Below are 25208 nucleotides of genomic sequence, written 5' to 3'. Positions count from 1 at the left end.
CTTTTACAGTAAAATTTCCAGCCTTTTCTTGAAAACTCATCAAAACAAAAAAGCCGGCCAAAGGCCAGCTGATATGCGGAGAGAGGGACTTGAACCCTCACGACCAAAAGCGGTCACAAGATCCTTAGTCTTGCGCGTCTGCCAATTCCGCCATCCCCGCAGCAACAAAATAAATTATATCAACTTCCTATATTGCTGTCAAGGATATTTCCCATATTTTTATAAAAATCCTCAAATTGTCTTTACAGAGACAATCAGTATTTAGCTAAAGCATGCCTTTCTAATATTCAAAAAGCAACGGTTTGATGCCGTTGCTTTTTCTGTTTAAATTAGTGACTGTTTTCTACTGCTGCTGTCACAAAGGCCGTATATAATTCCTCAGGACGATTAGGGCGTGATTGCAGTTCCGGATGGTATTGGGCTGCAACAAAGAATTTCTTGTCTGAAAGCTCGACAACTTCTACCAAACGATTATCCGGAGACACTCCTGAAAAGACAAAGCCGGCTTTTTCAAATTGCTGACGATAGGCATTGTTAAATTCATAGCGATGGCGGTGGCGGCGCTGAACAACGTCTTGGTTGTCATAGGCCGCTGCTGCCTTACTGCCGGGTTTTAATTTACATGGATAAAGACCCAGACGCAGTGTGCCGCCCATATCTTCAATATCAATTTGATCGCGCATAATATCAATAACCGGATACTTAGTGTCCGGATCCAGCTCAGCAGAATTAGCCCCTTCAAGATTGAGAACATGGCGGGCGTATTCCACACAGGTCAGCTGCATGCCAAGGCAAATACCAAGCATGGGCACATCATTTTCACGCGCATAGCGAATAGCTTCAATTTTGCCTTCGGTACCGCGATGGCCAAAGCCGCCCGGAACAATAATTCCGTCTGCGTCTTTCAGCAATTCAGCAACATTTTCAGCGCTAACATCATTAGCATTAATCCAGTCAAAATCAATAGCTGTATCGTTGACATAGCCTGAATGCTTCAGAGCTTCAACAACAGACAGGTAAGCGTCCGGAAGTTCCACATATTTGCCGACAAGAGCAATCTTTGTGGTTTTCTTCAGGTTCATCACCTTATCAACCATAGCAGACCACTGCGTCATATCTGCCGGCGGCACATTCAGTTTTAAGTGATCACAGACAATCTGGTCCATATTTTGCGCCTGCAAATTAAGCGGAATCTGATAGAGATGGTCCACATCAAGCGATTCAATGACGGCTTCCGGAGCCACATCGCAAAATTGAGCCAGTTTATTCTTAATGCCCTGCCCAGCAGGCTTTTCCGTCCGAATGACAAGCATGTTGGGCTGAATTCCCAAACCGCGGAGCTCTTTCACTGAGTGCTGAGTTGGCTTGGTTTTCATCTCACCTGCTGCCTTCAGGTAAGGCAGCAGAGTGGTATGAATATACATAACATTATCAGAACCTACATCAGACTTCATTTGACGCAGAGCTTCCAGGAAAGGAAGACTTTCGATATCGCCGACCGTTCCTCCGACTTCAGTGATAATCACATCAGAATCGGTCGTTGTAGCGGCACGTTTAATCTTTTCTTTGAGAGCATCTGTAATATGAGGAATAACCTGAACGGTAGCTCCGAGGTATTCCCCTTTGCGCTCCTTGCGAAGGACTTCGCTGTATATTTTTCCTGTTGTCACATTTGAATATTTATTAAGATTAATATCAATAAAACGCTCGTAATGTCCCAGATCCAGATCTGTTTCAGCACCATCATCGGTCACATAAACTTCACCGTGCTGATAAGGGCTCATAGTCCCAGGGTCAATATTGATATATGGATCGAATTTTTGAATGGTTACCTTGAGACCGCGATTTTTCAAAAGGCGGCCGAGACTTGCAGCCACAATCCCTTTACCAATTGAAGAAACAACACCGCCGGTTACAAAAATATACTTTGTCATTAAATGCTCCTTTACTTAATTTGGGAGAAAAAAGAAAAATGCCCCCTAAAACTAGGGAGCTTATCCGACCTCAAAAGAGGTGCCCAGTAAATAATATAAACTATCTGACTTCATTTGTCAATGCAGAAATGGACACATCTGAGACGAAGGAAGTTACTCTTCTTCGTCGTCTTCCTCTTCCTCATCGTCGGAGTAATCTTCATCTTCTTCATCTAAATCAACATTTTCATCCAGATCTTCCTCCGGAATAATTTCACTGATTTCAGAATCATAAGACTCAACTTCCGATTTCTCATCATCCGGATTGTCATCATCGTAGTCAGTGTCTTCTTCAGTTGCATCGAAGCTCTCATCTTCAGGATCGTCATCGCTGTAGTCGATAGCATCCTCATCACCATCCATAAAGGCATTGACGCGTTTTCTCTTACGTTTTGGCGCACCGTCTTCATCATCTTCGAGAGTGACAATTTCTTCATCAATTTCATCGATGCCGTACCAAGAACGCAGACCCCATTTGTTGTCACCAAGCGGAATAAAGCTGCCGTCAACATTTAAATCTGAGTAGAAAAACGGCAAGGCTTCACGAATGTCTGCATCTGACTTTTCTAAATAAACTTGAATAGCATTAACAAGGTCACTAAAATACATTTCATGGTCACGGCCGCGTTCTTCTAAAATGGCACGGGCAACTTCAATCATTGAGAGTTCACTTTTTTCTTGTCCAGCAAATACTTCTAATTCCAAGGTGGTTCTCCTTATTTTGTCGTTAACTTATATTTTACGATATTTTTAGCAGTAAGTCAAAAGAGATTTATGCAAGAGCCGCCCTTTGCCGGCTCTGTACAAACAGCACTGTCCTCAGCTGAAAGATTTGATATAGTCCAAAATATCAAGCATATCCTTAGCCACATAATCAGCCTGCGACTGGTCAATAGCCATGCGTTTTTCTTCATAGGCGACCGTCTTCATGCCTGCTTTCTTAGCCGCCGCAATCCCTGAAGCTGAGTCTTCAACAGCAAGCGCCTGTTCACTCGGGATGCCTAAACGATTAAGGACTGACAGATAAATGGCCGGATTGGGCTTACTGGTTTCAAAATCTTCACCGCTGACAACAGCATCAAAATAGTCTTGAATCCCGCAATTGGTCAGAATTTCAAAAATGTATTTCTTTTGCGTTGACGAAGCGACTGCTAAAGCGATATCATGAGCTCTGGCATAGTCTAAAACAGCAAGGATATCTTGTCGAAACAGCGGCAGGTAGCTCTCCTTACGATATTTTTGCGCCTCAACCCTTTGCAGGCCACGCTCAATTTCTTCCTCAGCAAGGTCTGACTGACTAAGTTTTCTAATTCTCCTTAGCAAATCTTTGCCGGATCGTCCGACAAGCCGGGAAAAATCGTCATGCGTCAGCTTAGACGGCTCTTTGGCAATTTCTTTTATATAGGCCTGCTGTAATTGAAAATCCAGATATTCCGTATCAACAATGACACCATCCATATCAAAAACAATTAGTTTTATCATAGACAACTCCTTATTGTATTAAAAACCTGACATAATTAAGTATTTCTTCTTCCTTATTATGACAAGCTGCTAAATTCTTACTGGAAAACATGAAAAAATTAAGGACTTGGAGCAGCATTCCCCAAGTCCTATTTACAAAAAGCAGTAAAGCCGCGTATCGCTGACTTTTATTTAACACTTGCTGTGCTTGTAATAGTATCAACAGCTTTTTTCATAGCAATATCGTGTTTGAGCATATCCGGTGAAAGCAGTGAACGCACTTGTTCAGCATCCATGCTGTACTCAGCTGCAAGGTCAGTGATTTCTTTTTCGATTTCTTCATCTGAAGCTTCAAATCCTTCTGCCTTAGCAATCGCTTCAATAACCAGATTTGTTTTCACGCGCTTATCAGCATCAGCTTCGTATTGTTTGTGAAGGTCTTCTTCAGTTGTACCCGTCAATTGGAAATACATTTCTGATGAAATTCCTTGACGCTGCATATTGCCCATGAATTCCTGCATGGCACGGTGAACTTCATCGTGAACCATTTCTTCAGGCAATTCAACAATTTCAGCATTAGCAACTGCCAAGTCAATCGCTGCACTTTCAACCGCATCATCATAAGCAGTTTCCTTAGCAGCTTCAAGTTCTTTGCGGTACTTAGCTTTCAGCTCATCCAAAGTTTCCACTTCTTCGTCAATATCTTTAGCCAATTCATCGTCTAATTCCGGAACTTCCTTAGCTTTTACTTCGTGGATAGTCGTTACGAATTTAGCATCCTTGCCGGCAAGATCGGCTGCTTGGTAATCTTCTGGGAAAGTCACGTTAACGTCAACTGTCTCACCAGCTTTTTTACCGATCAATTGGTCTTCAAAGCCGGGGATAAACTGTCCGCTGCCCAGTTCAAGTGAGAAGTTATCACCCTTACCGCCGTCAAATTCAACGCCGTCAACCGAACCGACAAAGTCAATAACGACAGTATCGCCTTCAGCTGCTGCATCTTCTTTAAGAACGAGTTCAGCCAGATTGCTGCGTTCGCGTTCAATTTTTTCATCTACTTCTGCATCAGTAACCTCTTTAGACTCTTCTACTGATACTTCAAGGTTTTTGTAGTCACCAAGTTTTACTTCTGGTTTAGTAACAACTTCTGCAGTGATTTCCCAGTCTTGGCCTTTTTCCATTGATTTAACATCAATTTTTGGCTGAGCTACAACGTCAAGCTCCAGTTCAGCAACAGCTCCTTCGTATGCTGATGGCAAGACACTGTTTAAAGCTTCTTCATAAAGAGCTTCTTCACCAAACTTTTGATTAAAAACAGCACGAGGAATATGTCCCTTGCGGAATCCTGGGACTGAAATATCTTTCTTCACTTTATTGAAGGCTTGGTCAAGAGCCGGCTGAATCTTATCTTGGCCAATCGTGAATGTAACAACCCCACGATTTGTAGCTTTGTTTTCAAATGATGTAGACATGAAGTCATTTCTCCTTAAAATTTATTTGCACTTTCCAGTTTATCACATTTATTGTCAATTTGGAAGTTTTTTCTTCTATTCAAGGGCGGCTAAATTTTAGAAAAAGAGCCTGAGTGTATTTTTAACGGCGAAAATACGCTGCCTTTTCTGAAACCCTTTTCATTTTTCTCGAAAAAAGGTATACTATAGGGGAGAATAACAACAATTTTCAAAATCATTTTTAGAAAGGTGCTCTTATGGTTCATACCACAACTGCTACACCCAGTCCTTTTCAGGAAAAGATAGCTGCAGCCTGCCGTAAAAAAGAGGCTCTTTTTGATGAAAGTCTCGGCCGTTATGCCTTGCGTTCCATGTTTGCAGGCGCCTATTTAACAATGAGTACTGCTGTCGGTGCTATTGCCGCTGATATCATCTCCCAGTTTTCGCCGGCTTTTGGCCGCTTCGCTTTCGCCTTTATTTTTAGTTTCGGCTTGGTTTATGTCCTGCTCTTTAACGGCGAACTGGCAACATCGAACATGATGTTTCTGTCTTCAGGAGCTTACTACAAACACATTTCCTTCAAAAAGGCTGCAATCATTTTGCTAACCTGTACTTTTTTCAATCTGATCGGTGCTATTATTTTAGCCTGGCTCTTCAATCAGTCTTTCTCCTTTGATCAGCTGACAAACAAGAGTTTTTTAGTCAACGCCGTTCAAACCAAGCTGGCTAAAACGGATTGGCAAAACTTCTTTGAAGGCATTACAGCCAACATGTTCGTTAATATCGCTATTCTGGGCTACATGCTTCTCAAAGAAGAAAGCGCCAAAATCACAATTGCCCTTTCAGCTATTTTTATGTTTGTCTTTTTGGTCAACGAGCATTTGATTGCCAACTTTGCCTCTTTCATGCTGGCGGCTTTCAGTTCTGTTGAAGGCATCAAAGGACTTGATTTCATCAATGTCCTGCGCCAGTGGACTGTCGTATTCTTTGGCAACTGGATTGGCGGCGGTGTTTTCATCGGCCTAGCCTATGCTTGGCTCAATCAAACACAAACTCCGCACAAAGAACAATAAACAAGAATAAAAAACGCAGTAAAATCAGGATCGGTAGAGCATTGATTTTACTGCGTTTTTTATTTTACCCTGCCCCTGCAAACAAAGAGAAAATGAAAAGCGCCGGTTATTTTTAGCTTGATTGAAGGATACTTTCCTTTTTATCCTCTTTTTTATTTTCTGTTTTTTTGATACACTAAAACCATGAAATTTATGACTTCTTATCTGGGCAATTTTGATCTTGAGAAGATGCTATTTAACTTCTCTTCTAAGCTTCTGTCCATCATTCTTTTACTCTTAGTTTTCGCTATCGCTAAAAAGGTCATCAACTACCTTTTTAACAAAGCCATTTCGAAATCTATCTCTCTGGCTAAATACAGTCAGGCGCGGCAAAAAACTTTGGCGAAACTCTTTCATAACCTGATGGATTACAGCTTGTATTTTCTGCTGATTTACTGGATGTTAGCGATTATCGGGCTGCCGGTCTCTAGTTTATTGGCCGGGGCAGGAATTGCCGGTGTTGCTATCGGACTCGGCGCCCAGGGCTTCCTTTCTGATTTGGTCAATGGTTTTTTCATTTTGCTCGAGCGTCAGTTTGATGTCGGCGATTCCGTCAAGCTCAATGCAGTGACCGGAACTATTGCCGGAACGGTTTCCAATGTTGGCATCCGGACCACACAAATCCGCGACTTTGACGGCACACTGCATTTCATTCCCAACCGCAACATTACCATTGTCAGCAATCTGTCACGCGGTGACATGCGTGCTCAGATCGATATTCCCATCTATGCCAATACTAACCTTGAAACAGTGACCTCTATCATCAAAAAGGTCAACGAGGAAAATATTTCGGCCTATCCTGAAATTGTCGGTGTTCCCAATATCTTAGGTGCGACAACGTCTGTCTTAACAGGACAAATGGTTTTTCGAGTAGATATCTTTGTCCAAAACGGCAAACAAATTCAGATTTATTACATCTTTTACCGCCTTTATCAAGAAGCGCTCACTGCTGCCGGTATCGCCCTGCCAACAGCTAATATTATGCCTCAGGCTCAAGCGCAAAAATAAACAAAACAGCTCCTCAGCAGATTCATTCTGCTGAGGAGCTGTTTTTTAAAATTTACGAATCGGATCAGGCTGATAGTTCGCTCGCGCCCCGCCAATCAGCTTAGGACGGCTGGCTAAGGCAGTGACATGGGCTCCGCCTAATTCACGCAGGGCAGGCCGCAAGGGTACCTGTACATGCTTGACATGCATACCGATAGCCGTATCACCAATATCAAGACCTGCATAGGCAGTGATCCTTTCAACTTCAACAGGATCTTTCATGTATTTAAAAGCCGCCAGCTGACCGCTCCCGCCGGCATGCAGCGTCGGCAGAACATTGACGATTTCCAAATCTTTTTTCTCAGCCAGTTCACGCTCAACCACCAGCGCACGATTCAGGTGCTCACAGCCCTGAACTGCCAAATAAATTTCCCTGTCATCAAGATAAGACAAAATCGTCTTAACAAGAACTTCGCCAATTTCAAGGCTAGAATTCTGCCCTATCACTCCGCCGGCAACTTCACTGCTGGATAGACCAAGAACAAAAATCTGACCTTTTTTAATCCCGCTGCGTTCAACCAAATCAGCAATAATCGCCTGTGCCTTTGTTTCTAACTCTTGTAAATCCATCTTCCACCTCACATTGCTCTAAAATAAGGCTTTATTTCTTCATACTTTTTAACGCTGCATTAAGAAACCAGCCGACCAGCAGGCCCAAAAAATTTTGCAGCAGATTGCCCCAGATACCTGCAAGCGACGCTCCCAGACCATAAAAAGGAATAGAAAACAAAAAGTAGAGCCCAACCATGGCCAAGGAAGCTAAAACGAGGCCTAAACTGCGCTTCTTACCGCGCCAGCCGGCAAAGTATCCCTGCATTCCGTGCGCCAAAAGACTGATTAACATCCAATTGGGATAGCCGGCTGTCAAATCAAGCAAAAAGCCGGACAGACCGCCAACAGCAGCCGCTGCCTTACTGCCAAAATAAAAAGCAGTAAAGTAAATACCGGCATCCAGAAAGGTTAAAAAGCCTGTTGGCGTCGGAATCTTTAGAAAAAGTCCCAGAACAAGAGTTAGGGCGGTTAAGACGGCAAGCAGACTTAACCGCCGCACCTTGTTATCTTTCATAATTTTGTTTTACTCCGTAATCATTTGAGTTTTCAATCGCATGATAGACGAACGCTTTCGCCTCCCTGACCGCATCTTGAACAGTCTTTCCAAGCACTAGATGACTGGCAATGATTGATGCAAACGTACAGCCTGCCCCTGTATTATTAGTTTCTAAGATAGGATAATCTAAGACTTGAAAATGCTGGCCATCATAAAAGACATCAAGAGCTCTATCCTTGCTGAGACGATTGCCGCCCTTAACAACCACATTTTGAGCCCCCAGACCATGCAGTATCCTGGCTGCTTCTTTCATGTCCTCCAAACTGTTTATGGTTGTTTGGGTCAAGAGCTGTGCTTCTGCCAGATTGGGTGTAATAACAGTGGCATAGGGGAAAAACTGAAGCAGCTCATCCCTCAGCGCGCTGACTTCCAGATCATGATTTTCCTTGCAAACAAGAACCGGATCTAAAACCACAGGAACACCTTTTTGTTTTTTAATGAAATCCAGCGCTTTTTCAGCTATTGCCACATTGGGAAGAAGGCCTAGTTTTATGGCAGAAAAATTGATACCGGCCAAACTGTCTAGCTGCTTGGCAAAAACGCCGCTGTCTACAGGAAACACTTCAAAGCCTTTTTCTTCTGTCACAGCAGTAAGGCAGGTCACTGCTACAAAGCCCTGCAAACCATTAACAGTATAGGTTGCCAGATCGGCATACAAACCGCCGCCGCTGAAAATATCATTGCCTGAAATGGCTAAAACAAACTTATTCGTCATAACTAATATCCTTTAAATACAGTCCGTTGGGAGCGGCCGTAGGCCCTGCCAAATGCCGATCTCTTGACTCTAAAATACGGTCAATCTGCTCAACCGGCATACGCCCATTGCCAATTTTCAGCAGAGTTCCGACCATATTTCGAACCTGCTTATACAAAAAACCATTCCCCGTAAAAGTAAAAATCAAAAATTGTTTCTGCTCATCAAAAGCAACATCTGCGCGGGTAATAGTCCTGATTTTGTTGTCAACACTCGTTCCGGAAGCTGTAAATCCTGTAAAATCATGCGTCCCACGCAATTTTTTTATCGCTCGCTCAATAGCAGCAACATCAACGGCATAGGGAAAATGCGTCGCATAGTGGCGCATGAGGGGATTTTTAGGGCGTCCCAGATCAACTAGAAACTCGTAGGTTTTACTGTGTTTGCAATACCTTGCATGAAAATTTTCAGAAACACAATCAACCCTGATAACATCAATATCATCCGGTGTCTGCGTGTCCAAACCAAACCGCAGTCTTTCTAAATCACGTTTTTCAGCTAAATCAAAATGAATAACCTGACCATAAGCATGAACGCCGGCATCTGTTCGGCCTGCGCCGTGAAGTTTAACAGCCTTACCGGAATTTAATCGACAAAGAGTTTTCTCAATTTCTTCCTGAACAGTTCTGGCATTTTTCTGCCTCTGAAAGCCGGAAAAGGCTGTACCATCATAAGAAATAATCGCTTTATAACGTACCATAGCTGCATTATAGCACGCTGAAAACCGAGAGACAAGATAAAGTGCCACCGTCTGTACGGGGACAGTTTGAAGCTCTTGGAAATTGGAACAAGTCGCAGCCACCTGCACCAGCCATACAGAAAAAAACCGAGCTTGGCTGCTGTCTTAAAAACGATTAAAATCAAAAAAGACCAAAGGATTTCCTGAACTGCCCTGATCGTTAGATTTTTGTCCAACTTTTGGGCAGCTCAGATTTCCCTTGGTCTTTTATTTCTTACATATCATCAAAAGCATCTTTTACCTTGTTAAAAAATCCTTTTTTCTTAGGGTGAACCGGATCAATACCGCTGGCCTTAGCAAAAGCCTGCAGGGCTTCTTTTTGAGCATCGTTCAGTTTTGTCGGTGTAACAACATTAACGGTCACGTGCTGATCTCCCTGCCCATTGCCGCGCAAACGCGGTGCCCCTTTACCTTTGAGACGGAAGGTCTTGCCAGTCTGCGTTCCGGCAGGAATAGCCAGCTCAACATTACCGTGAACAGTCGGCACCTCAACAGTATCGCCAAGAGCTGCCTGAACAAAATTAATGTTCAGACTGTAGTAAATGGTTGAGCCATCACGTTCAAATTTGTCGCTCTTCATCACATTGATAATGACAAAGAGATCTCCGTAAGGGCCGCCGTTAAAGCCGGCTTCGCCTTGGCCTGCCAGACGAATTTGCTGACCGGTTTCTACACCGGCAGGAATTTTGACAGAGACCTTATGGTTTTGCTTTTCATGACCCGTTCCATGACAAGTCTGACAAGGTTCCTTGATTTCCTTACCGCTGCCGTGACAGACATCACAAGTCACTTGGCGGCGCATCATGCCAAGCGGTGTCTGAGTATCCACATTGATAACACCTGATCCATGACACTTAGCGCAGGTAACAGGACTGGTGCCGGGTTTGGCTCCCGATCCGTTACATGTTCCACAAGTTGCTTCACGGTTATAATGAACCTCTTTTTCCGTACCAAAAACAGCTTCTTCAAACTGAAGATTAACACGATACTGGAGATCATCACCCTGACGGGGTGCATTAGGATTTCTGGAAGCTCCGCCGCCGAAGAAACTTGAAAAAATGTCCTCGAAACCGCCAAAGCCTGAGCTGTCAAATCCGCCAAAACCACCATTACCGCCGAAGCCGCCGCCAGCTCCCGCCGGACCGTATTGGTCATAAGCGGCACGTTTTTGCTCATCGCCTAGCGTTTCATAGGCCTCCTGAATCTCTTTATACTTTTCCTCAGCCCCAGGATCCTTATTGATGTCGGGATGGTATTTTTTTGACATCTTACGATAGGCTTTTTTAATTTCGTCCTGAGAGGCGTTCTTTGACACCCCCAGACGATCATAATATTCTGTATTATTCATCTTAAATACCTTTTGTTATTTTTTTGATAATTTTCTTAGGTGGTGGGGACGCAAGCGACCGACTATGTCGTTCCATTGCTTATTTTTGAACCCAAAGGTTTCAAAAATCCCCTCGTAACAGCAGCTAAAGCTACTGTTACTCCCACCACGGCAAAAATTATCGGCTGTGCGGTCTTCGACCGCTTTTATTGCTGACGCTATTACCCAAAAACAGAGGCTGGGTTGCAACCTCTGCGATTGGTTTTTAGCCGTTAATATTTTTGAGACGTACTGCTGATTGTTTTACGACGTGAGAAAAGCATTTCGACATTAAATGCTTTTCGAGCTAGTAAGTCGTTTAGGCAATTCGCCATAGCGATTGCCGTAGAATGACAACCGCTTTAGTGGTTAGTCATTCTTAACGAGTTATTTCTCAGTAAACTCACCATCTACGACATCATCGCCGCCTTTATCTGATGATCCAGCATCAGCTGCGCCTTCTTGACCTGCCTGTGCCTGCTGAGCTGCAGCTGCTTGTTCGTAAAGTTTCATGGCAAGTGCTTGAGCTTTTTCATTGAGGGCTTCAAGTTTAGCTTTCATATCTTCAATATTATCTGATTCTTGAGCCTTCTTCAAGTCATCAAGAGCAGACTGAGCAGCATCGCGTTCGCTGTCAAAGCCTTTGCCTTCAGTTTCTTTGATGGTTTTTTCAGTTGTAAAGATAGCTTGGTCAACTTCGTTCTTAAGGTCAACTTCTTCCTTGCGTTTTGCATCTGCTTCCGCATTTGCTTCCGCATCTTTCATCATGCGGTCAATTTCTTCTTCGCTGAGTCCGTCATTAGACTTGATAACGATTGTTTGTTCTTTTTGCGTACCAAGGTCTTTAGCCTTAACTGAAACAATACCGTTTTTATCAATATCAAATGTTACTTCAATTTGTGGGATACCGCGAGGAGCTGCAGGAATATCTGTCAATTGGAAACGGCCCAGTGTCTTGTTGTCTGCAGCCATCGGACGTTCACCTTGAAGAACATGGATATCAACAGCAGGCTGGTTGTCAGCAGCGGTTGAGAAGACTTGTGATTTAGATGTTGGGATAGTTGTGTTGCGGTCAATCAGTTTTGTGAAGACACCGCCCATGGTTTCAATACCCAGTGACAATGGGGTAACATCAAGAAGGACAACGTCTTTGACATCACCGGTGATAACACCTCCTTGGATAGCAGCACCCATAGCAACGACTTCATCAGGGTTTACTGATTTATTTGGTTCTTTGCCGGTTTCAGCTTTAACCGCTTCAACAACAGCCGGAATACGAGTTGAACCGCCGACTAAGATAACTTCATCGATTTCTGACAATGACAGACCGGCATCAGAAAGTGCTTGACGAACTGGTGTTTTCGTACGTTCCACAAGGTCGCGAGTCAAATCATCAAATTTAGCACGAGAAAGGCTTGTTTCCAAGTGAAGAGGTCCGGCTTCTCCGGCAGTGATGAAAGGCAGGCTGATCTGAGTTGATGTGACACCGGAAAGATCTTTTTTAGCTTTTTCAGCCGCATCTTTCAAACGCTGCAGAGCCATCTTATCTGTTGATAAATCAATACCGTTTTCTTTCTTGAATTCTTCTACCAGCCAGTCAATAACTTTTTGGTCAAAGTTATCCCCGCCGAGTTTGTTGTCACCAGCTGTTGCCAGTACGTCGAAGACACCGTCACCCAATTCAAGGATAGAAACGTCAAAGGTACCGCCCCCAAGGTCAAATACCAAGATTTTTTCATCCTTATCTTGCTTATCAAGACCGTAGGCAAGCGCAGCTGCAGTTGGTTCGTTGACAATACGCTCTACTTCAAGACCGGCAATTTTACCAGCATCTTTTGTTGCCTGACGCTGTGCATCGTTAAAGTAAGCAGGAACCGTGATAACCGCTTTTGTCACTTTTTCACCAAGATAATCTTCAGCATAGCCCTTCAAATATTGCAGAATCATCGCTGAAATTTCTTGAGGTGTGTATTCTTTACCGTTAGCTGAAACTTTTTCAGAAGTTCCCATTTTTGATTTGATGGAAAGAATTGTTTCCGGATTAGTTACCGCTTGACGTTTAGCAGCATCTCCGACAACGATTTCACCATTTTTGAATGAAACAACAGAAGGTGTTGTACGGTTGCCTTCCGGGTTTGCAATAATTTTACTTTCAGTTCCTTCAAGAACTGCGACAGCTGAGTTAGTTGTACCTAAGTCAATACCAATAATTTTAGACATAGTTAAGATACCAAGAACGTTGTAATAGTCCGATGGACTGTTTCAATCAGGAGATGGAGAAAGCACCGCTTTCTTCCTCTGGTGACTGATAATAACGTTCAATTCCTTTCTTTTTTCCTCTTAATATTTTTTCGTTTTGATATTTTTCTTAGGTGGCGGGGACGCCAGCAAACCTTTGGTTTCATGGCTAAATTTTGAGCCAGAAGTCTCAAAATTTCCCTGTCAGATAACAAGTATTGTTATCTGACTTTCGCCACGGCGAAAAATGTCGTTTTTGAGCAAGCCTATGGCTTGCAAACATTATTATATTCATAGTTTTATGACATTTCGGTCAGGTTATGTTGCGACGTGAGATAGCAAAATCGATAACATTTTGCTAGCGAGCTAGTAAGTAGTCTAGGCAATCCGTCACAGCGGTTGCCGTCTAATGATGAGCCATTCTAATGGCCATCAATAGTGACTAGCTATATACCACCACCATTGCTGGTCTCAGCAGGCGCTCGTGCAATTTGTAGCCTTTTTGCAGGACCTGCGCAATAGAGTCTGCAGGGTGGTCGTCATCTGCTTCAAGAGTCTGTACTGCCATATGAAGGTTGGGATCAAAGTTTTCCAGTTCGACTTCTTCAACTCCCTCTTCTTTAAGCGCTTGAACAAGACTTTCCTGAACCATTTCGAGTCCTTTTTTGACATCATCTGTCAGGCCCTCCACTGCCAGAGCTCTCTCCAGATTATCCAGACTCGGCAAGATTTTCTTCGCTAAGTCCTGCGAGCGGTACTTCTGCAAGCTTTGACGCTCTTCATTGGCGCGGCGCTGAACGTTTTGCATTTCAGCATGAGCACGCAGGTACTTATTTTCAAAATCTTCTGCCCGCTCAAGAGCTTCCTGCAGTTCTTTGTTTTCAGGAATTTCCTCAGCTGTTTCTTCGACAGATTTGGTTTCTTCCTGCTCTTTGGCAGCCTGCGCTTCTTCCTTGATTTCTTCCTTAGTCTCTTTTTCCGACAAGGTAGCACCTCTTTTCTTTGTGTTTTTATGAAACAAATTTCTTCTTAAACCGGTAAGGGTCTGAAAATCTTATCAGCTCAGTGAACTTCATAGTGATTGCTATTGAGATAGCGGTAAAAATCACCAAGCTTAATCGCCAAGATGCGGCTGATAATCGTAAGCAGACTGACCGTTCGCCGATAATCCAAGTCTACCGGACCAATCACCGTCAAAATGCCAAATCCTCTGTAAGGAATAAGAAATTTCTGACTGATAACGGTAAGCTCTGATAAACTCTTTTCACGGCTTTCAGCAATTTGTACGCGATAGGTTTCATCCTCCGGGATGCTCTCGCGAATGGCCAAAGCAGCCGATTGCGGATTATCCAGAAATTGATAGGTATCAAGCCCTGCAAATTCCAGCGTTTTAATTTTTCCGGCGATAAAAGCCTTCTCTTGAAAAATTTGCTTGAAAATATGGTCAAATAAATCCAAAACATTATCTGTCCGCGGAAAATACTTTTGGATAATCTGCGGAAGTTCTGTTCGCAAACGGTAATGGATATCCAGCACCGTTTGATTCAAGAGACGTTCCCGAACAATTTTTACAACAGTGAGCAAGTCGCTGTCCAAAAAATTCTTAGGTATGGCAAACTGCACTGTTATAGGACTGGCCTCATCTAAGGTTAAAACCGCCAGGGCATCATGATTGCTGAGCTTAACAATATCAAAGGCGGTCAAACACTGCCTCTTTGGTTCTACATCCATAATCAGTGACGTATAGCCTGTCAGCTCTGCCAGAACATCGCTGGCTTTTTGCAGAAGGTCATCTAAACGAAAGACCTCAAAATCAAAAGCCTTGATAACTTGGTAGGCATCCTGTTCATCCAGATTATCCGGATTTAAAGAGTGTTCCGCAAAGTAGCGAAAACCTTCCTGGCTGGGCAGACGTCCGCTGGAAGTGTGCGCCTTTTCCAAGAGCCCCAGCTTTTCCAAGGCCGCCATATCATTTCTGATCGTTGCACTGCTTGAAGCAATCGAATTTTGGAGTGTTTTAGAACCGATGGGCTCATGCGTCTTAGTAAAAATCTCAACGATCAAATTGAGAATATCTTTTTGACGTTGGGTAATCATCTAAGCTGACCTCCAATCTCTGCTCAATAAAATTAGCACTCTCAATATCCGACTGCTAACTTCATGATTCCATTATACTCCATTCACAATTTCTGTCAAGGAAAAAACATCATTTTTTAGCACTCTTTTTGTTTGAGTGCTAAAAATACATCTCAGGACCTAGTCCGTTTTTTAAATAGCATAAAAACCAAGCCATGGCTGAACAGTGACTTTCCCGATTTCTGCTTTTTCGTCTGTGATTAACAGCGCTTTGCATTTAAGGAATCTACCTTGGTAACTGCACTTAAGAATTCCTAGCTGCCAGTGTTCAGACCTAGAAGAGCGGGCTGTCTCACTCAGTACACTAAAAAACCGGGCTGTCTAAGTATGAGCCTGTGCACATACTCGGACAAATCCCGGTTTTATCGGTCATAATCTGTCAAATCATTCTCTTCTATTGTAGCAATTAATTTATCAGCGTAGTTGGGATCGCTGTTAAAACCGGCAGCCTGCAGAGCTCTGGCAACTGTTTTGTAGCCGCTGGAAGTCGTCATTGTCGTATAGAGCGCCCTATCCCATATCTTATCCTGCCGCAGGAGCGCCAGATAATCATATAAAGAATCGTCCCACGACTTATAAACAAGATAGCGGTTAGTAACCGGATGCCAGCGGCCGTTTTCATATTCACGGCTTTTCAGACGGATACCTCCCTGACCGGCTTTGGCTTTGATGCTGAAAAGGTTGTGATACTTATTAGCCAGCAGCGTCCGGCCAAAATCACTGTCCAAAGCTGCCTGACCGATGATTACCGAGCTTCTCACCCCATACGTTTTGGATAATTTCTGAGCTGTCGGAGCAATTTCTCGGATAAATTCTTTATGGCTGTAAGTGCTGGCAGTCTCCTTTTGAGCACTCGCTAATCCTCCGCTGCCTAAAATCGGCAGGAAAACAGCCAGAAGCAGAACTGAACTAATTACCACAAAAAACTTAAACTTGAGTCTTGCTCTCACCGCCTATTTCTCCTTTAACTTTTCTAAATATTCTTCTAAGGTCAGATTATGCTTGGTCATATACTTGGCCGATTTTACGCCGACATAGCGATAGTGCCAATCTTCGTAGTCAATACCTGTTGCGCTCTTTTTGTCCTTAGGAAAACGCAGGACAAAGCCATACTTAGGCGCCAGTTCAGCAATCTTGGCAACAACATCCGGATCACTTTCATTCAGGCTGTCAACGGTACTCATATCAACCGCCAAGCCTGTTTGATGCTCACTGGCTCCCGGCGGCTGCGAATAGGTCTGAACCTGTTTTTCAGCCTCTTCCTGACTCAGACTGGAATTATTTGCTTTTTCCTGAGCCACATAATTGTTGTAAAGCTCTTCCTGATAGGCAACACTGCGGTAGCCTGATATCAAATGTTCGCCGGCATCAACTTTTTGAGCAGCTGCCAGAAAATTGCGGGTATTCTCTGCAATACGAGAATCTACTGAAATACCGTTAATATCTGCCAAATCAGGATTCATCTCAGCTGTTATATGGTCTCGGTTAACCAAAACCAGCTCCCAGTCATCCGGCGAAACATCAGGCAGACTTGATGCCTGATGAGCCGAGGTCTTCTTTTGTGCTGTCTGTTCCGTTTTGTTTTTTGCAGTCTCGTGATGACTGCCTTGCTGATCTTTATTCAGGAAAAGGTAAATCCCAAAAACAAAGAGCAGAACAACCCCAACTTGCAATAAAACAGTTAGTAAACTAGATTTCTTTCTCATTAGCTTCTTTCAAAATTTGTCTTCCTTGATGACGATAAGCCATATCTGCAATTGTTTCAATCGAAAATTTTTGATTCTCATAAGAAACAACCGTCACACTGCCATTATCGATAGCCGTCTTTTCTTGCTCATGATCAATCAGCCACACGAAAGTTCCGATAGTCAAACCATGGCTGACCACGATAGCATTGCCGCCACCGGATTTCTCAATAGACTGAGCGATGGCTTCAAAACCGCCGTAAATACGATTTTCAATAACATCCCAGGGCTCCGCCCAATTAGCCGTATCTACTTCTACGAGACTGGCCGCCAGCTCAGGGTAAGTGACTTCTGTAAAAGTCTTGCCTGTGTTAAAGGCTGCTGTCCGCGGCAGAACTCCCTGAAACAGATCCCCGTCATAACCGCCGTCAAGACTGCCGAAGCACCATTCTCGAATGCGTTTATCACGTGTGTAAGGAAGATTTTCATTGCCCGTCTCGCGAAGAATAATTTCCATGGTCTGCATGGTCCTGCCACTGTCACTGGAGAAGGCCGCCTTAAAAGGGATCTTAGCCTCTCTCAGGCCTACACCCAATTCCCGTATGCCTTCTTCACCGAATGTTGTCAGAGGGGTATCACTCCAACCTTGGGCACGTCCAATTGTATTAAACATTGTTTTCCCATGTCTAGCTATATAGAGTTTTGTCTTTGCCATTTTTACCCTCCTAATCTAGCCTATATTATATCATTAAATGAAAACACTTGCAAAAAACTTGCAAGTGCTCTCTTAATTTTTAAAACTGTGTATTGGCGCAGGAATCTGCCCGCCTCTAGCAATAAAATCGGCTGATGAATTTTTATTAACTGACATGACCGGAGCAGCACCCAGCAGGCCGCCGAATTCAATCATGTCCCCCTCTTTGCCTTTAGGGATAATGCGGACGGCTGTTGTTTTTTGATTGATAACACCAATCGCTGCTTCGTCGGCAATCATAGCGGCAATCGTTGTATCCGGAGTATCGGCTGGAATGGCAATCATATCCAGGCCGACCGAACAAATCGCTGTCATTGCTTCTAATTTTTCAAGATTGAGCGAACCGTTTTGCACTGCTGCAATCATACCTTCATCTTCCGAAACCGGAATAAAAGCTCCCGACAGACCGCCGACTTGGTTGCAGGCCATGACACCGCCCTTTTTGACTTGGTCATTGAGAAGAGCCAGCGCTGCCGTTGTTCCGTGAGTTCCGACCGTCTCCAGTCCCATTTCTTCCAGAACACGGGCAACCGAGTCTCCGACAGCCGGAGTCGGAGCCAGCGACAGATCGACAATTCCGAATTTGACGCCGAGGCGCTCGCTGGCCAGTGTTCCCACTAACTGACCGATACGGGTAATTTTAAAGGCGGTCTTTTTGACCGTTTCAGCGACAACATCAAAACTTTGACCGCGAACTTTTTCCAGAGCACGCTTAACAACTCCGGGACCTGATACCCCGACATTAATGACAACATCAGCTTCACCCACACCGTGAAAGGCTCCTGCCATAAAAGGGTTGTCTTCAACAGCATTAGCAAAGACGACCAGTTTGGCCGGTCCCATCTCAGAAGCTGCAGACGTTTCCTTGATGATCCGCCCCATGTCACCAACCGCAGTCATATTGATACCGGACTTGGTTGATCCGATATTGACAGAAGAACAGACAAAATCAGTTTCCGCCAAAGCCCGCGGAATGGAGTTGATGAGAATTTCATCGCCTTTTTGATAACCCTTTTGGACCAAGGCCGAAAAGCCGCCGATAAAGTTCACGCCAATCTCCTTAGCCGCACGGTCAAGCGCCTTTGCCAAAGGAACATAATCATCGGCATCTGTCGCTGCCCCGATGATGGAAATCGGTGTCACAGAAATACGTTTATTGACGATGGGAATCCCCAGTTCTGCTGAGATGTCATCGCCAACTTCGACCAGCTTGCCAGCTTTAGCAACAATTTTATGATATATTTTTTCAGCCGCCTTGTTGATATCCGAATCAATACAGTCGAGCAGTGAAATCCCCATCGTAATGGTGCGGACATCAAAATTCTGCTCTTCGATCATAGCGATTGTTTCAGTAACCTGTTTAATATCCATTACTTCAAGCTCCCGTCTTATAAGTTATGCATGGCATCAAAAATAGCCGAGCTTTGAATATTGATCTTAACATTCAAGCTATCACCCAGCTCCTCAAATTCACGCCTAAGCTGAGCAAAATCTTTTTTCTCATCAGCAGACACGACTGTCATCATGGTAAAATAACCCTCCAAAACAGTCTGGGTAATGTCATCGATATTAAGCCCGAGCTCTGCAATCTTCGTTGCCACACCTGCTACAATTCCGGTTGTATCTTTTCCAACCACTGTAATAATCGCTTTCATAAAAGCCTCCAAAGTATGATATTTTATTTATTTTAGCATAAAAAAGATGAAAATTCTATATTCAAAAATGTATTAATGTTCGGTTTTTCCTCTATTTTCTCCTTGTCCAGCCGTAAAAGTTTGTATTACCTGTTAAATTCCTAAACATTGACCGTGAAAAAGAATTATTCTAGCTCCTGCTTGCCTTTTATCATCAAAGATGATAAACTGTAATTAGTTTATAAACTAACAAGGAGGGAGCTTATGTTTTCAGGCAAAAGGTTGAAAAAAAGAAGAGAAGAACTTGGGCTTTCACAAGCACAGACAGCTGAACAGCTGGAAATTTCCCGGCCGTCTTATTTTAATTGGGAAGCGGATAAAACCCGACCCAATCAAAAAAATTTGGCCAAATTAGCTCGGCTGCTGAGGGTCGAACCGGCTTATTTCTCAGCCCAATATGATATTGTCCGGATTTACAGCCAGCTAAATGCGGAAAATCAGAAAAAAACACTGAACTACTCACACGATTTACTAAGGAAACAAAACGAGGCGGTGAAAACAATGGAAAGCAGGCTTTACAGCTACAAGGTTTACGAAAAATTATCTGCAGGTAGCGGCTACTCTTATTTTGGCGACGGTAACTTTGACACGGTCTTTTACGATGAGGAAATTGACCATGATTTTGCGGCTTGGATTTTTGGAGATTCGATGGAACCCACTTTTCTTAACGGTGAGGTGGCTCTTATCAAGCAGACAGGATTTGACTACGATGGTGCTATTTATGCCGTAGATTGGAACGGTCAAACCTATATCAAAAAAGTCTATCGTGAGGAAAAGGGCCTGCGCTTGGTCTCTCTCAATAAAAAATATGCCGATAAATTTGCTCCTTACGAGGACAATCCCCGCATTATCGGACTGATTGTCGGCAACTTTATGCCTCTTGAAGCTTGAAATTGCCATCAAAAAACATGAGGGCATCTGTAATCTTTACTTGCAAACAGCAGTCCTGCCGTTTAAAATCAACAAGCAAAAGCAAAAAGCGGGGCCAAACCGATAATTTTAAAAAGAATCGGTTTGGTTCCGCTTTTTAGCTGTTTAGACACCCTAACAACCGTAAAAATCAGCTTACGCTCTCTTTTCAACGTAAATCTGGGCAGCCACAGCTGATGTAATCTGCAGCTGTCTGCCATCTTTTTCAATTGTATAGGCACCGGCAAAATCATCATACTCTAAGAGCGTCAATTCATCACCAATCTTTAAAGCGTGCTGCTCCATATATTTCAGCAGCTGGAAATTATCCTGAACACGTTTTAAGATGTAAGAACCCTTCTTAGCTGTTCCCTTTAGGGTCGTATGGTATTTCTCAACCAGAGGCTCCCCCTGCTGAGGGATAGTACCTCCATGCGGGCAGACCTTGGGATAGTTAAGCAGCTTGTCCAAACGTTCGATGAAAATATCAGAGACCGTGTGTTCCAGCACCTCAGCTTCTTCATGAATCTCATCTGCTGTATAGCCCAGATGATTCATCAAGAAAACTTCAATTAAGCGATGCTTGCGGTAGAGGGCCGATGTCAAAGCCATCCCCTCATTGGTCAGACGATAGCCTGCCTGTTTATCTTTAAGAATCAGGCCTTCCTGCAGAAGCTTTTTGACCATTTCTGAAACTGCCGGAGCAGAGACTGACATCTTGGCCGCAATCTGTTTATTGCTGATTTTTTCCCCGTGCTCACCGAGCTCATAGATAATTTTAAGGTAGTCTTCTTTGTTAGGTGTCATAGTTTATCCTCTTCTTTGTCAAACTCATTATATCAAAATGTTAACAAAAAGTGGATAAAAGTTTTCAGTCTGGGTCCTTGCTTAGCACAGACAGCTGCAGTGACTAAGTCTACCGGGACAGACCGGCAGTGATTTTATCTAAATTCCATTTCATCATGGCATAGTAGCTGTCTCCTGCCTGTCCTTTTTTAGCAACGGAATCTGTAAAGATCTTAGCGGCAATGGGAAGTCCTGTGTCCTTAGCGACAGCTTTCATCGGACGTGCATCAACACTGCTTTCCACAAAAAGTGCCGGAACTTGTTTTTCCCGCAAAATCTCAACCAAATTTTTGATTTGATCCGGTGTTCCTTCTTCTTCCGTATTGATCTCCCAGATATAGGCCGATGGGATATCATAAGCTTGCGAAAAATACTTAAAACACCCTTCACTGGTGACAATCATTTTCTTTTCAGCCGGAATGCTGTCCATCTTTTCTTTTGCTTGCTGATGGAGCCTTTCCAGCTTCGCCCGGTAGGTATTGAAGTTTTTCTCATAGTAGGATCTGTTTTTAGGATCTTTTTCCGAAAGATGTTTCATAATATTGCGGGCATAGATAATGCCGTTTTGCAGATTAAGCCAGGCATGAGGATCTTCTCTGCCCTTTCTTTTACCGCCTTTCAGATAAATGACCTTGACTCCGTCACTGACTGCAAAATAATCTTTTCCGGGCTTCTTACCGGCATTCTTAACGAGCTTGGTAAACCAAGCCTGACCGCCGTTTTCCAGATTAATGCCGTTGTAAAAAATCAAATCCGCCTGAGAGGTTTTCTTGACATCCTCTGCCAGGGGTTCGTATTCGTGCGGGTCACGGCCGACAGGAACAATGCTGTGCAGATTAACCCTGCTGCCGGCAATGTTTTTCGTAATATCTGCAATAATAGAGTTTGCAGTGACCACATTCAGCTTTTTAGCGGCCGTCTTTTGCCCGGAACAGGCTGCTAAAATTGCCAGAGATAGGCAGGCAAGCAGGCATAAAGCAAACTTTTTCATGTAAATTCTCCTTTATGTTGTATTTAAATAGAGTACTTCTCAGTTTTCTTTTTTAAAAATCTCTGCTTAGGAGCAAAGATAAAGGAAAACAAGAAAATCAGCGCTGAGGTCAAAACAATACTTGAGCCCGCAGCAATGTTAAAACTATAACCGACAAACAGTCCTAAGACTGATGACAGAGCCCCTAAAGCCGATGACAAAAAAATCATGGTTTTTAAGCTGTTAGCATATAGATAGGCTGTCGCTGCAGGCGTTATCAGCAAGGCAACAATCAAGATAGTTCCCACACTTTGCATGGCTGTCACAGATACCAAAGTCAGTAAAACCATCAGCAGATAATGATAATAAGTGACCGGCACTCCCATGGATTTAGCCAAAGTAGGGTCAAAAGAAGTCAGCAGCAAAGGTCTGAAAAACAGAGCTATCGCTAGAAGAACAAACAGTGAAATCCCTAAGCTGATCCATTTATCTGTATCCTCGACAGCTAAGATATTGCCAAACAAAATGTGAAACAAATCGGTTGAACTGTTGGCAAAGCCAATCAAAATAACGCCCAGAGCCAAAAAGGAACTAAACGTGATTCCGATAGCTGTATCTCCCTTTATAATGCTGTTTTCCCTGATAAATGTAATAATCAGGGAAGCTAAAAGACCAAAAACAATGGCTCCGATAAAAAAGTTAATCCCTAAAATATAGGATAAGGCCACTCCCGGCAGAACGGCATGAGAGATAGCATCTCCCATAAGAGACATTCCGCGAAGAATAATAAAACAGCCGATTGCTCCTGCGACAATACCGATAACCACAGCGGTTATCAAGGCATTTTGCAAGAAATGAAACTGTTGTAAGCCTGTTAAAAATTCTAAAATCACCTAAACACCTCCTGCCGCTAAAAATGAAGAACCATAGGTTTTGCTTAAATTTTCCTGCGTAAAAACCTCCTTAGTAGGACCAAATGCAAAAATTTTTCTGTTTAACAGCAGCACCTGATCAAAATAAGCCTCAACCTTACTTAAGTCGTGATGAATGACTAAAATCGTCTTTCCCCTTGCTTTAAGCGCCTGCAGCAGCTCCATAATCATCTCTTCGCTGACCGTGTCAATACCTGCAAAAGGCTCATCTAAGAAAATATAATCCGCCTCTTGGACCAAACAGCGAGCTAAAAGCATGCGCTGGAACTGACCGCCCGAAAGCTGACTGATAGGGCGTTCCGCATAAGCCTCCAGATTAACCCGGGCAAGGGCTTCCTGAACACGATCCCAGTCTTGTTTTTTCAGCCTCGAAAAGAAACCTAACCTAGAAAACAGACCCAGAGCCACACATTCCTTTACCCGGATAGGAAAATTAGGATCGATGGCCGCTTTTTGTTCGACATATGACACCCGTTCAAGCATCTGACTCAGCTTTTTTCCATCAATGAAACTCTCCCCCTGATGGTCCACCATTCCTAAAATCCCTTTAAACAGAGTTGACTTGCCGGCACCGTTAGGCCCGATAATTCCGGTAATGGCGGCAGAGGCGATTTCTAAAGAAATATGATCTAGAACAAGCTGATTTTGATATGCAACACTTAAATTTTCTATTTTCAGCATCTTATCCTCCTTTTGTAAATAATATAACTTAATATTAAAATTAAGTCAAGTTAATTTTAATATTAAACAGACTTTAAGTCGGTGCAGCTGCTCAAAACAAAAAAAGACAGCAGAATGATTGGAAAAATCACTCTGCTGTCTTGTTCTTAATAAATGATGCACTGTTAAACTGCTGGCAGCCGTTCTTAAACCTTATTATTCGGCTGGCGTGACACACTGCCTAAGTATTGACACCAGGTTTTACGGGCGCCATTTTCTAAAAGACTGGCAGCAATCGCTGCTGCGTTTTCTTTAGTCGCCGCCAAAGCAATTAAACAGCCTCCGCGGCCGCCGCCGGTTAATTTAGCGCCTAAAGCACCGGCCTGCCTTGCCACCTGAGCCAAACGATCAAGCATGGGATTAGACACTGTCAGCGAAGCTAAAAGCTGCTGAGCCTCATTCATAACCTCTCCTAAATCCTGAATCTGATTGTCAAGAAGGGCTTCTTTTGCCAATCTGGACAGCTCACCCAATTCCTTAATAGACAGCTCAGCATCCATCCTTTCCCCCCCATGCAAGAGCTCCTTAACGGCTTGAATGGCTTTTAAGGTCTGTCCTGTCTGACCGGTATCAGCAACAACCAGATAAGCATTCATGTCAATGGTTAACTGCTCAATCGGCTGATCCTTAACAAAAAAAACAGGAGCTGTACCGCTGGTCGTGACTGTATCAATTCCGGAAGGATTGCCGTGCGCAATTTTTTCTGATGACTGAACAATCTCCCACAGTTCCTTGTCACTTAAGTCCTTGCCATAAAAATTAAAGAGGCCTCGGGCAATAGCAACAGCAACCGCTGCGCTGGAACCCATTCCGCGTTCAGCAGGAATAGTGGAGCGGATATCTATATGGATAGGCGGATCTTGCGGCGCCCCAATCCGGTAAAGGGAAAAACGTATGGCGTGCTTAAGGCTTTCGAGGATCTCGGGCATTTTATGCACCAGACCGTCATAAAAGTCACAAGTGACTGTCAGCGCTTCACCCTCTCCTTTTACTTCTGCTACTGTTTCTACCGCTGAAAAGGGCAGAGCAATCGCCGGCTCCCCGTAGACAACCGCATGTTCTCCCATTAGAATAATTTTCCCGGATGCCTTCCCTAAAGCAACCTTCTTTTCAATAATAATGTTTCTTTTTTCTTTTAATTGAGGACTAATCATACTTTTTATTATATCACTTTTCTGAGACCTGCTCAGTCTAAAAAATATTTTTTGATTTTCAAAGAATATTGATCCAATGCAGCAGTGATTTTTGCACACAGCAAAACCTCTTTTCCTGCTGACCGTTTTTAATAAACGTACGCTTACCGAAAAAGAGGT

General features: G+C 43.5%; 25 protein-coding genes and 1 tRNA gene. 3 read left to right on the top strand and 23 right to left on the bottom strand.

Annotation, left to right across the window (positions count from 1 at the left end; all coding sequences use genetic code 11):
• Window positions 1-74 precede the first annotated feature (74 nt).
• From G573_RS0103925 to tig, 5 genes are all read right to left on the bottom strand, one after another.
• Window positions 75-160, bottom strand: a tRNA-Leu gene (locus G573_RS0103925).
• Window positions 161-329: 169 nt separating this feature from the next.
• The gene (locus G573_RS0103920; protein WP_027975486.1) at window positions 330-1934 is read right to left on the bottom strand and encodes a CTP synthase; all 1605 of its coding nucleotides are present in this window, start codon (window positions 1932-1934) and stop codon (window positions 330-332) included.
• A 153-nt stretch (window positions 1935-2087) separates the two neighbouring features.
• Window positions 2088-2678 carry a DNA-directed RNA polymerase subunit delta gene (gene rpoE, locus G573_RS0103915; protein ID WP_027975485.1) on the bottom strand — a complete coding sequence of 197 codons (591 nt, stop codon included), beginning with the start codon at window positions 2676-2678 and terminating at the stop codon, window positions 2088-2090.
• A 114-nt stretch (window positions 2679-2792) separates the two neighbouring features.
• Complete coding sequence (locus tag G573_RS0103910; protein WP_027975484.1) at window positions 2793-3455, bottom strand: HAD family hydrolase; 663 nt, start codon at window positions 3453-3455, stop codon at window positions 2793-2795.
• A 167-nt stretch (window positions 3456-3622) separates the two neighbouring features.
• Entirely contained in the window at window positions 3623-4906 is a 1284-nt protein-coding gene (tig, locus tag G573_RS0103905; protein WP_027975483.1) for a trigger factor, read from the bottom strand.
• 236 nt (window positions 4907-5142) lie between these two features.
• Between tig and G573_RS0103895 the strand changes: the two genes are divergently transcribed.
• Window positions 5143-5958, top strand: a complete 816-nt coding sequence (locus tag G573_RS0103895) for a formate/nitrite transporter family protein (protein WP_027975482.1) — start codon at window positions 5143-5145, stop codon at window positions 5956-5958.
• Between the two features lie 183 nt (window positions 5959-6141).
• On the top strand, window positions 6142-7005 hold the full coding sequence (locus G573_RS0103890) for a mechanosensitive ion channel family protein (RefSeq protein ID WP_027975481.1): 864 nt from the start codon (window positions 6142-6144) through the stop codon (window positions 7003-7005).
• Window positions 7006-7050: 45 nt separating this feature from the next.
• Here the strand turns inward: G573_RS0103890 and G573_RS0103885 are convergent, their stop codons facing one another.
• The 13 genes from G573_RS0103885 to G573_RS0103820 all read right to left on the bottom strand — a co-directional run bounded on the left by G573_RS0103885 (window position 7051) and on the right by G573_RS0103820 (window position 19479).
• Entirely contained in the window at window positions 7051-7614 is a 564-nt protein-coding gene (locus G573_RS0103885) for a TIGR01440 family protein (protein WP_027975480.1), read from the bottom strand.
• Between the two features lie 31 nt (window positions 7615-7645).
• Window positions 7646-8110: an ECF transporter S component gene (locus G573_RS0103880; RefSeq protein ID WP_027975479.1), complete on the bottom strand. Its 465-nt coding sequence runs from the start codon at window positions 8108-8110 to the stop codon at window positions 7646-7648.
• Complete coding sequence (locus G573_RS0103875; protein WP_027975478.1) at window positions 8100-8867, bottom strand: bifunctional hydroxymethylpyrimidine kinase/phosphomethylpyrimidine kinase; 768 nt, start codon at window positions 8865-8867, stop codon at window positions 8100-8102. The genes G573_RS0103880 and G573_RS0103875 overlap by 11 nt, the downstream gene beginning before the upstream one ends.
• Window positions 8857-9606, bottom strand: a complete 750-nt coding sequence (gene truA, locus G573_RS0103870) for a tRNA pseudouridine(38-40) synthase TruA (RefSeq protein WP_027975477.1) — start codon at window positions 9604-9606, stop codon at window positions 8857-8859. The genes G573_RS0103875 and truA overlap by 11 nt, the downstream gene beginning before the upstream one ends.
• A gap of 253 nt (window positions 9607-9859) precedes the next feature.
• The gene (dnaJ, locus tag G573_RS0103860; protein WP_027975476.1) at window positions 9860-10993 is read right to left on the bottom strand and encodes a molecular chaperone DnaJ; all 1134 of its coding nucleotides are present in this window, start codon (window positions 10991-10993) and stop codon (window positions 9860-9862) included.
• Between the two features lie 405 nt (window positions 10994-11398).
• Window positions 11399-13231 carry a molecular chaperone DnaK gene (gene dnaK / locus G573_RS0103855; protein WP_027975475.1) on the bottom strand — a complete coding sequence of 611 codons (1833 nt, stop codon included), beginning with the start codon at window positions 13229-13231 and terminating at the stop codon, window positions 11399-11401.
• Window positions 13232-13691: 460 nt separating this feature from the next.
• Window positions 13692-14234, bottom strand: a complete 543-nt coding sequence (gene grpE, locus G573_RS0103850; RefSeq protein WP_027975474.1) for a nucleotide exchange factor GrpE — start codon at window positions 14232-14234, stop codon at window positions 13692-13694.
• Between the two features lie 77 nt (window positions 14235-14311).
• Window positions 14312-15346: a heat-inducible transcriptional repressor HrcA gene (gene hrcA / locus G573_RS0103845; protein ID WP_027975473.1), complete on the bottom strand. Its 1035-nt coding sequence runs from the start codon at window positions 15344-15346 to the stop codon at window positions 14312-14314.
• Between the two features lie 401 nt (window positions 15347-15747).
• Window positions 15748-16335 (bottom strand): glycoside hydrolase family 73 protein, encoded by a 588-nt coding sequence (locus G573_RS0103840; RefSeq protein ID WP_027975472.1) that lies wholly within the window; start codon window positions 16333-16335, stop codon window positions 15748-15750.
• 3 nt (window positions 16336-16338) lie between these two features.
• Window positions 16339-17091 carry a M15 family metallopeptidase gene (locus tag G573_RS0103835; protein ID WP_027975471.1) on the bottom strand — a complete coding sequence of 251 codons (753 nt, stop codon included), beginning with the start codon at window positions 17089-17091 and terminating at the stop codon, window positions 16339-16341.
• Complete coding sequence (locus tag G573_RS0103830) at window positions 17075-17785, bottom strand: histidine phosphatase family protein (protein WP_027975470.1); 711 nt, start codon at window positions 17783-17785, stop codon at window positions 17075-17077. The genes G573_RS0103835 and G573_RS0103830 overlap by 17 nt, the downstream gene beginning before the upstream one ends.
• A gap of 72 nt (window positions 17786-17857) precedes the next feature.
• Window positions 17858-19195 carry a PFL family protein gene (locus tag G573_RS0103825; protein ID WP_027975469.1) on the bottom strand — a complete coding sequence of 446 codons (1338 nt, stop codon included), beginning with the start codon at window positions 19193-19195 and terminating at the stop codon, window positions 17858-17860.
• A gap of 17 nt (window positions 19196-19212) precedes the next feature.
• Complete coding sequence (locus G573_RS0103820) at window positions 19213-19479, bottom strand: ACT domain-containing protein (RefSeq protein ID WP_027975468.1); 267 nt, start codon at window positions 19477-19479, stop codon at window positions 19213-19215.
• A gap of 243 nt (window positions 19480-19722) precedes the next feature.
• On the opposite strand from G573_RS0103820, the gene G573_RS0103815 reads away from it, so the two are divergent.
• Window positions 19723-20409 carry a helix-turn-helix domain-containing protein gene (locus G573_RS0103815; protein ID WP_027975467.1) on the top strand — a complete coding sequence of 229 codons (687 nt, stop codon included), beginning with the start codon at window positions 19723-19725 and terminating at the stop codon, window positions 20407-20409.
• 174 nt (window positions 20410-20583) lie between these two features.
• Here the strand turns inward: G573_RS0103815 and G573_RS0103805 are convergent, their stop codons facing one another.
• The 5 genes from G573_RS0103805 to mvk all read right to left on the bottom strand — a co-directional run bounded on the left by G573_RS0103805 (window position 20584) and on the right by mvk (window position 25049).
• Window positions 20584-21234 (bottom strand): metal-dependent transcriptional regulator, encoded by a 651-nt coding sequence (locus G573_RS0103805; RefSeq protein WP_027975466.1) that lies wholly within the window; start codon window positions 21232-21234, stop codon window positions 20584-20586.
• A 109-nt stretch (window positions 21235-21343) separates the two neighbouring features.
• A complete protein-coding gene (locus G573_RS0103800) occupies window positions 21344-22264 on the bottom strand; it encodes a metal ABC transporter substrate-binding protein (RefSeq protein ID WP_027975465.1) in 921 nt (306 codons plus the stop codon).
• Window positions 22265-22287: 23 nt separating this feature from the next.
• A complete protein-coding gene (locus G573_RS0103795; protein WP_027975464.1) occupies window positions 22288-23136 on the bottom strand; it encodes a metal ABC transporter permease in 849 nt (282 codons plus the stop codon).
• Window positions 23137-23856 (bottom strand): metal ABC transporter ATP-binding protein, encoded by a 720-nt coding sequence (locus G573_RS0103790; RefSeq protein WP_027975463.1) that lies wholly within the window; start codon window positions 23854-23856, stop codon window positions 23137-23139.
• Between the two features lie 185 nt (window positions 23857-24041).
• Window positions 24042-25049 carry a mevalonate kinase gene (mvk, locus tag G573_RS0103785; protein WP_027975462.1) on the bottom strand — a complete coding sequence of 336 codons (1008 nt, stop codon included), beginning with the start codon at window positions 25047-25049 and terminating at the stop codon, window positions 24042-24044.
• Window positions 25050-25208: the final 159 nt, after the last annotated feature.

Origin of the sequence: Streptococcus devriesei DSM 19639, assembly GCF_000423725.1 — a bacterium.
GTDB lineage: Bacteria > Bacillota > Bacilli > Lactobacillales > Streptococcaceae > Streptococcus > Streptococcus devriesei.
This window is presented reverse-complemented; position numbering and strand designations above follow the sequence as displayed.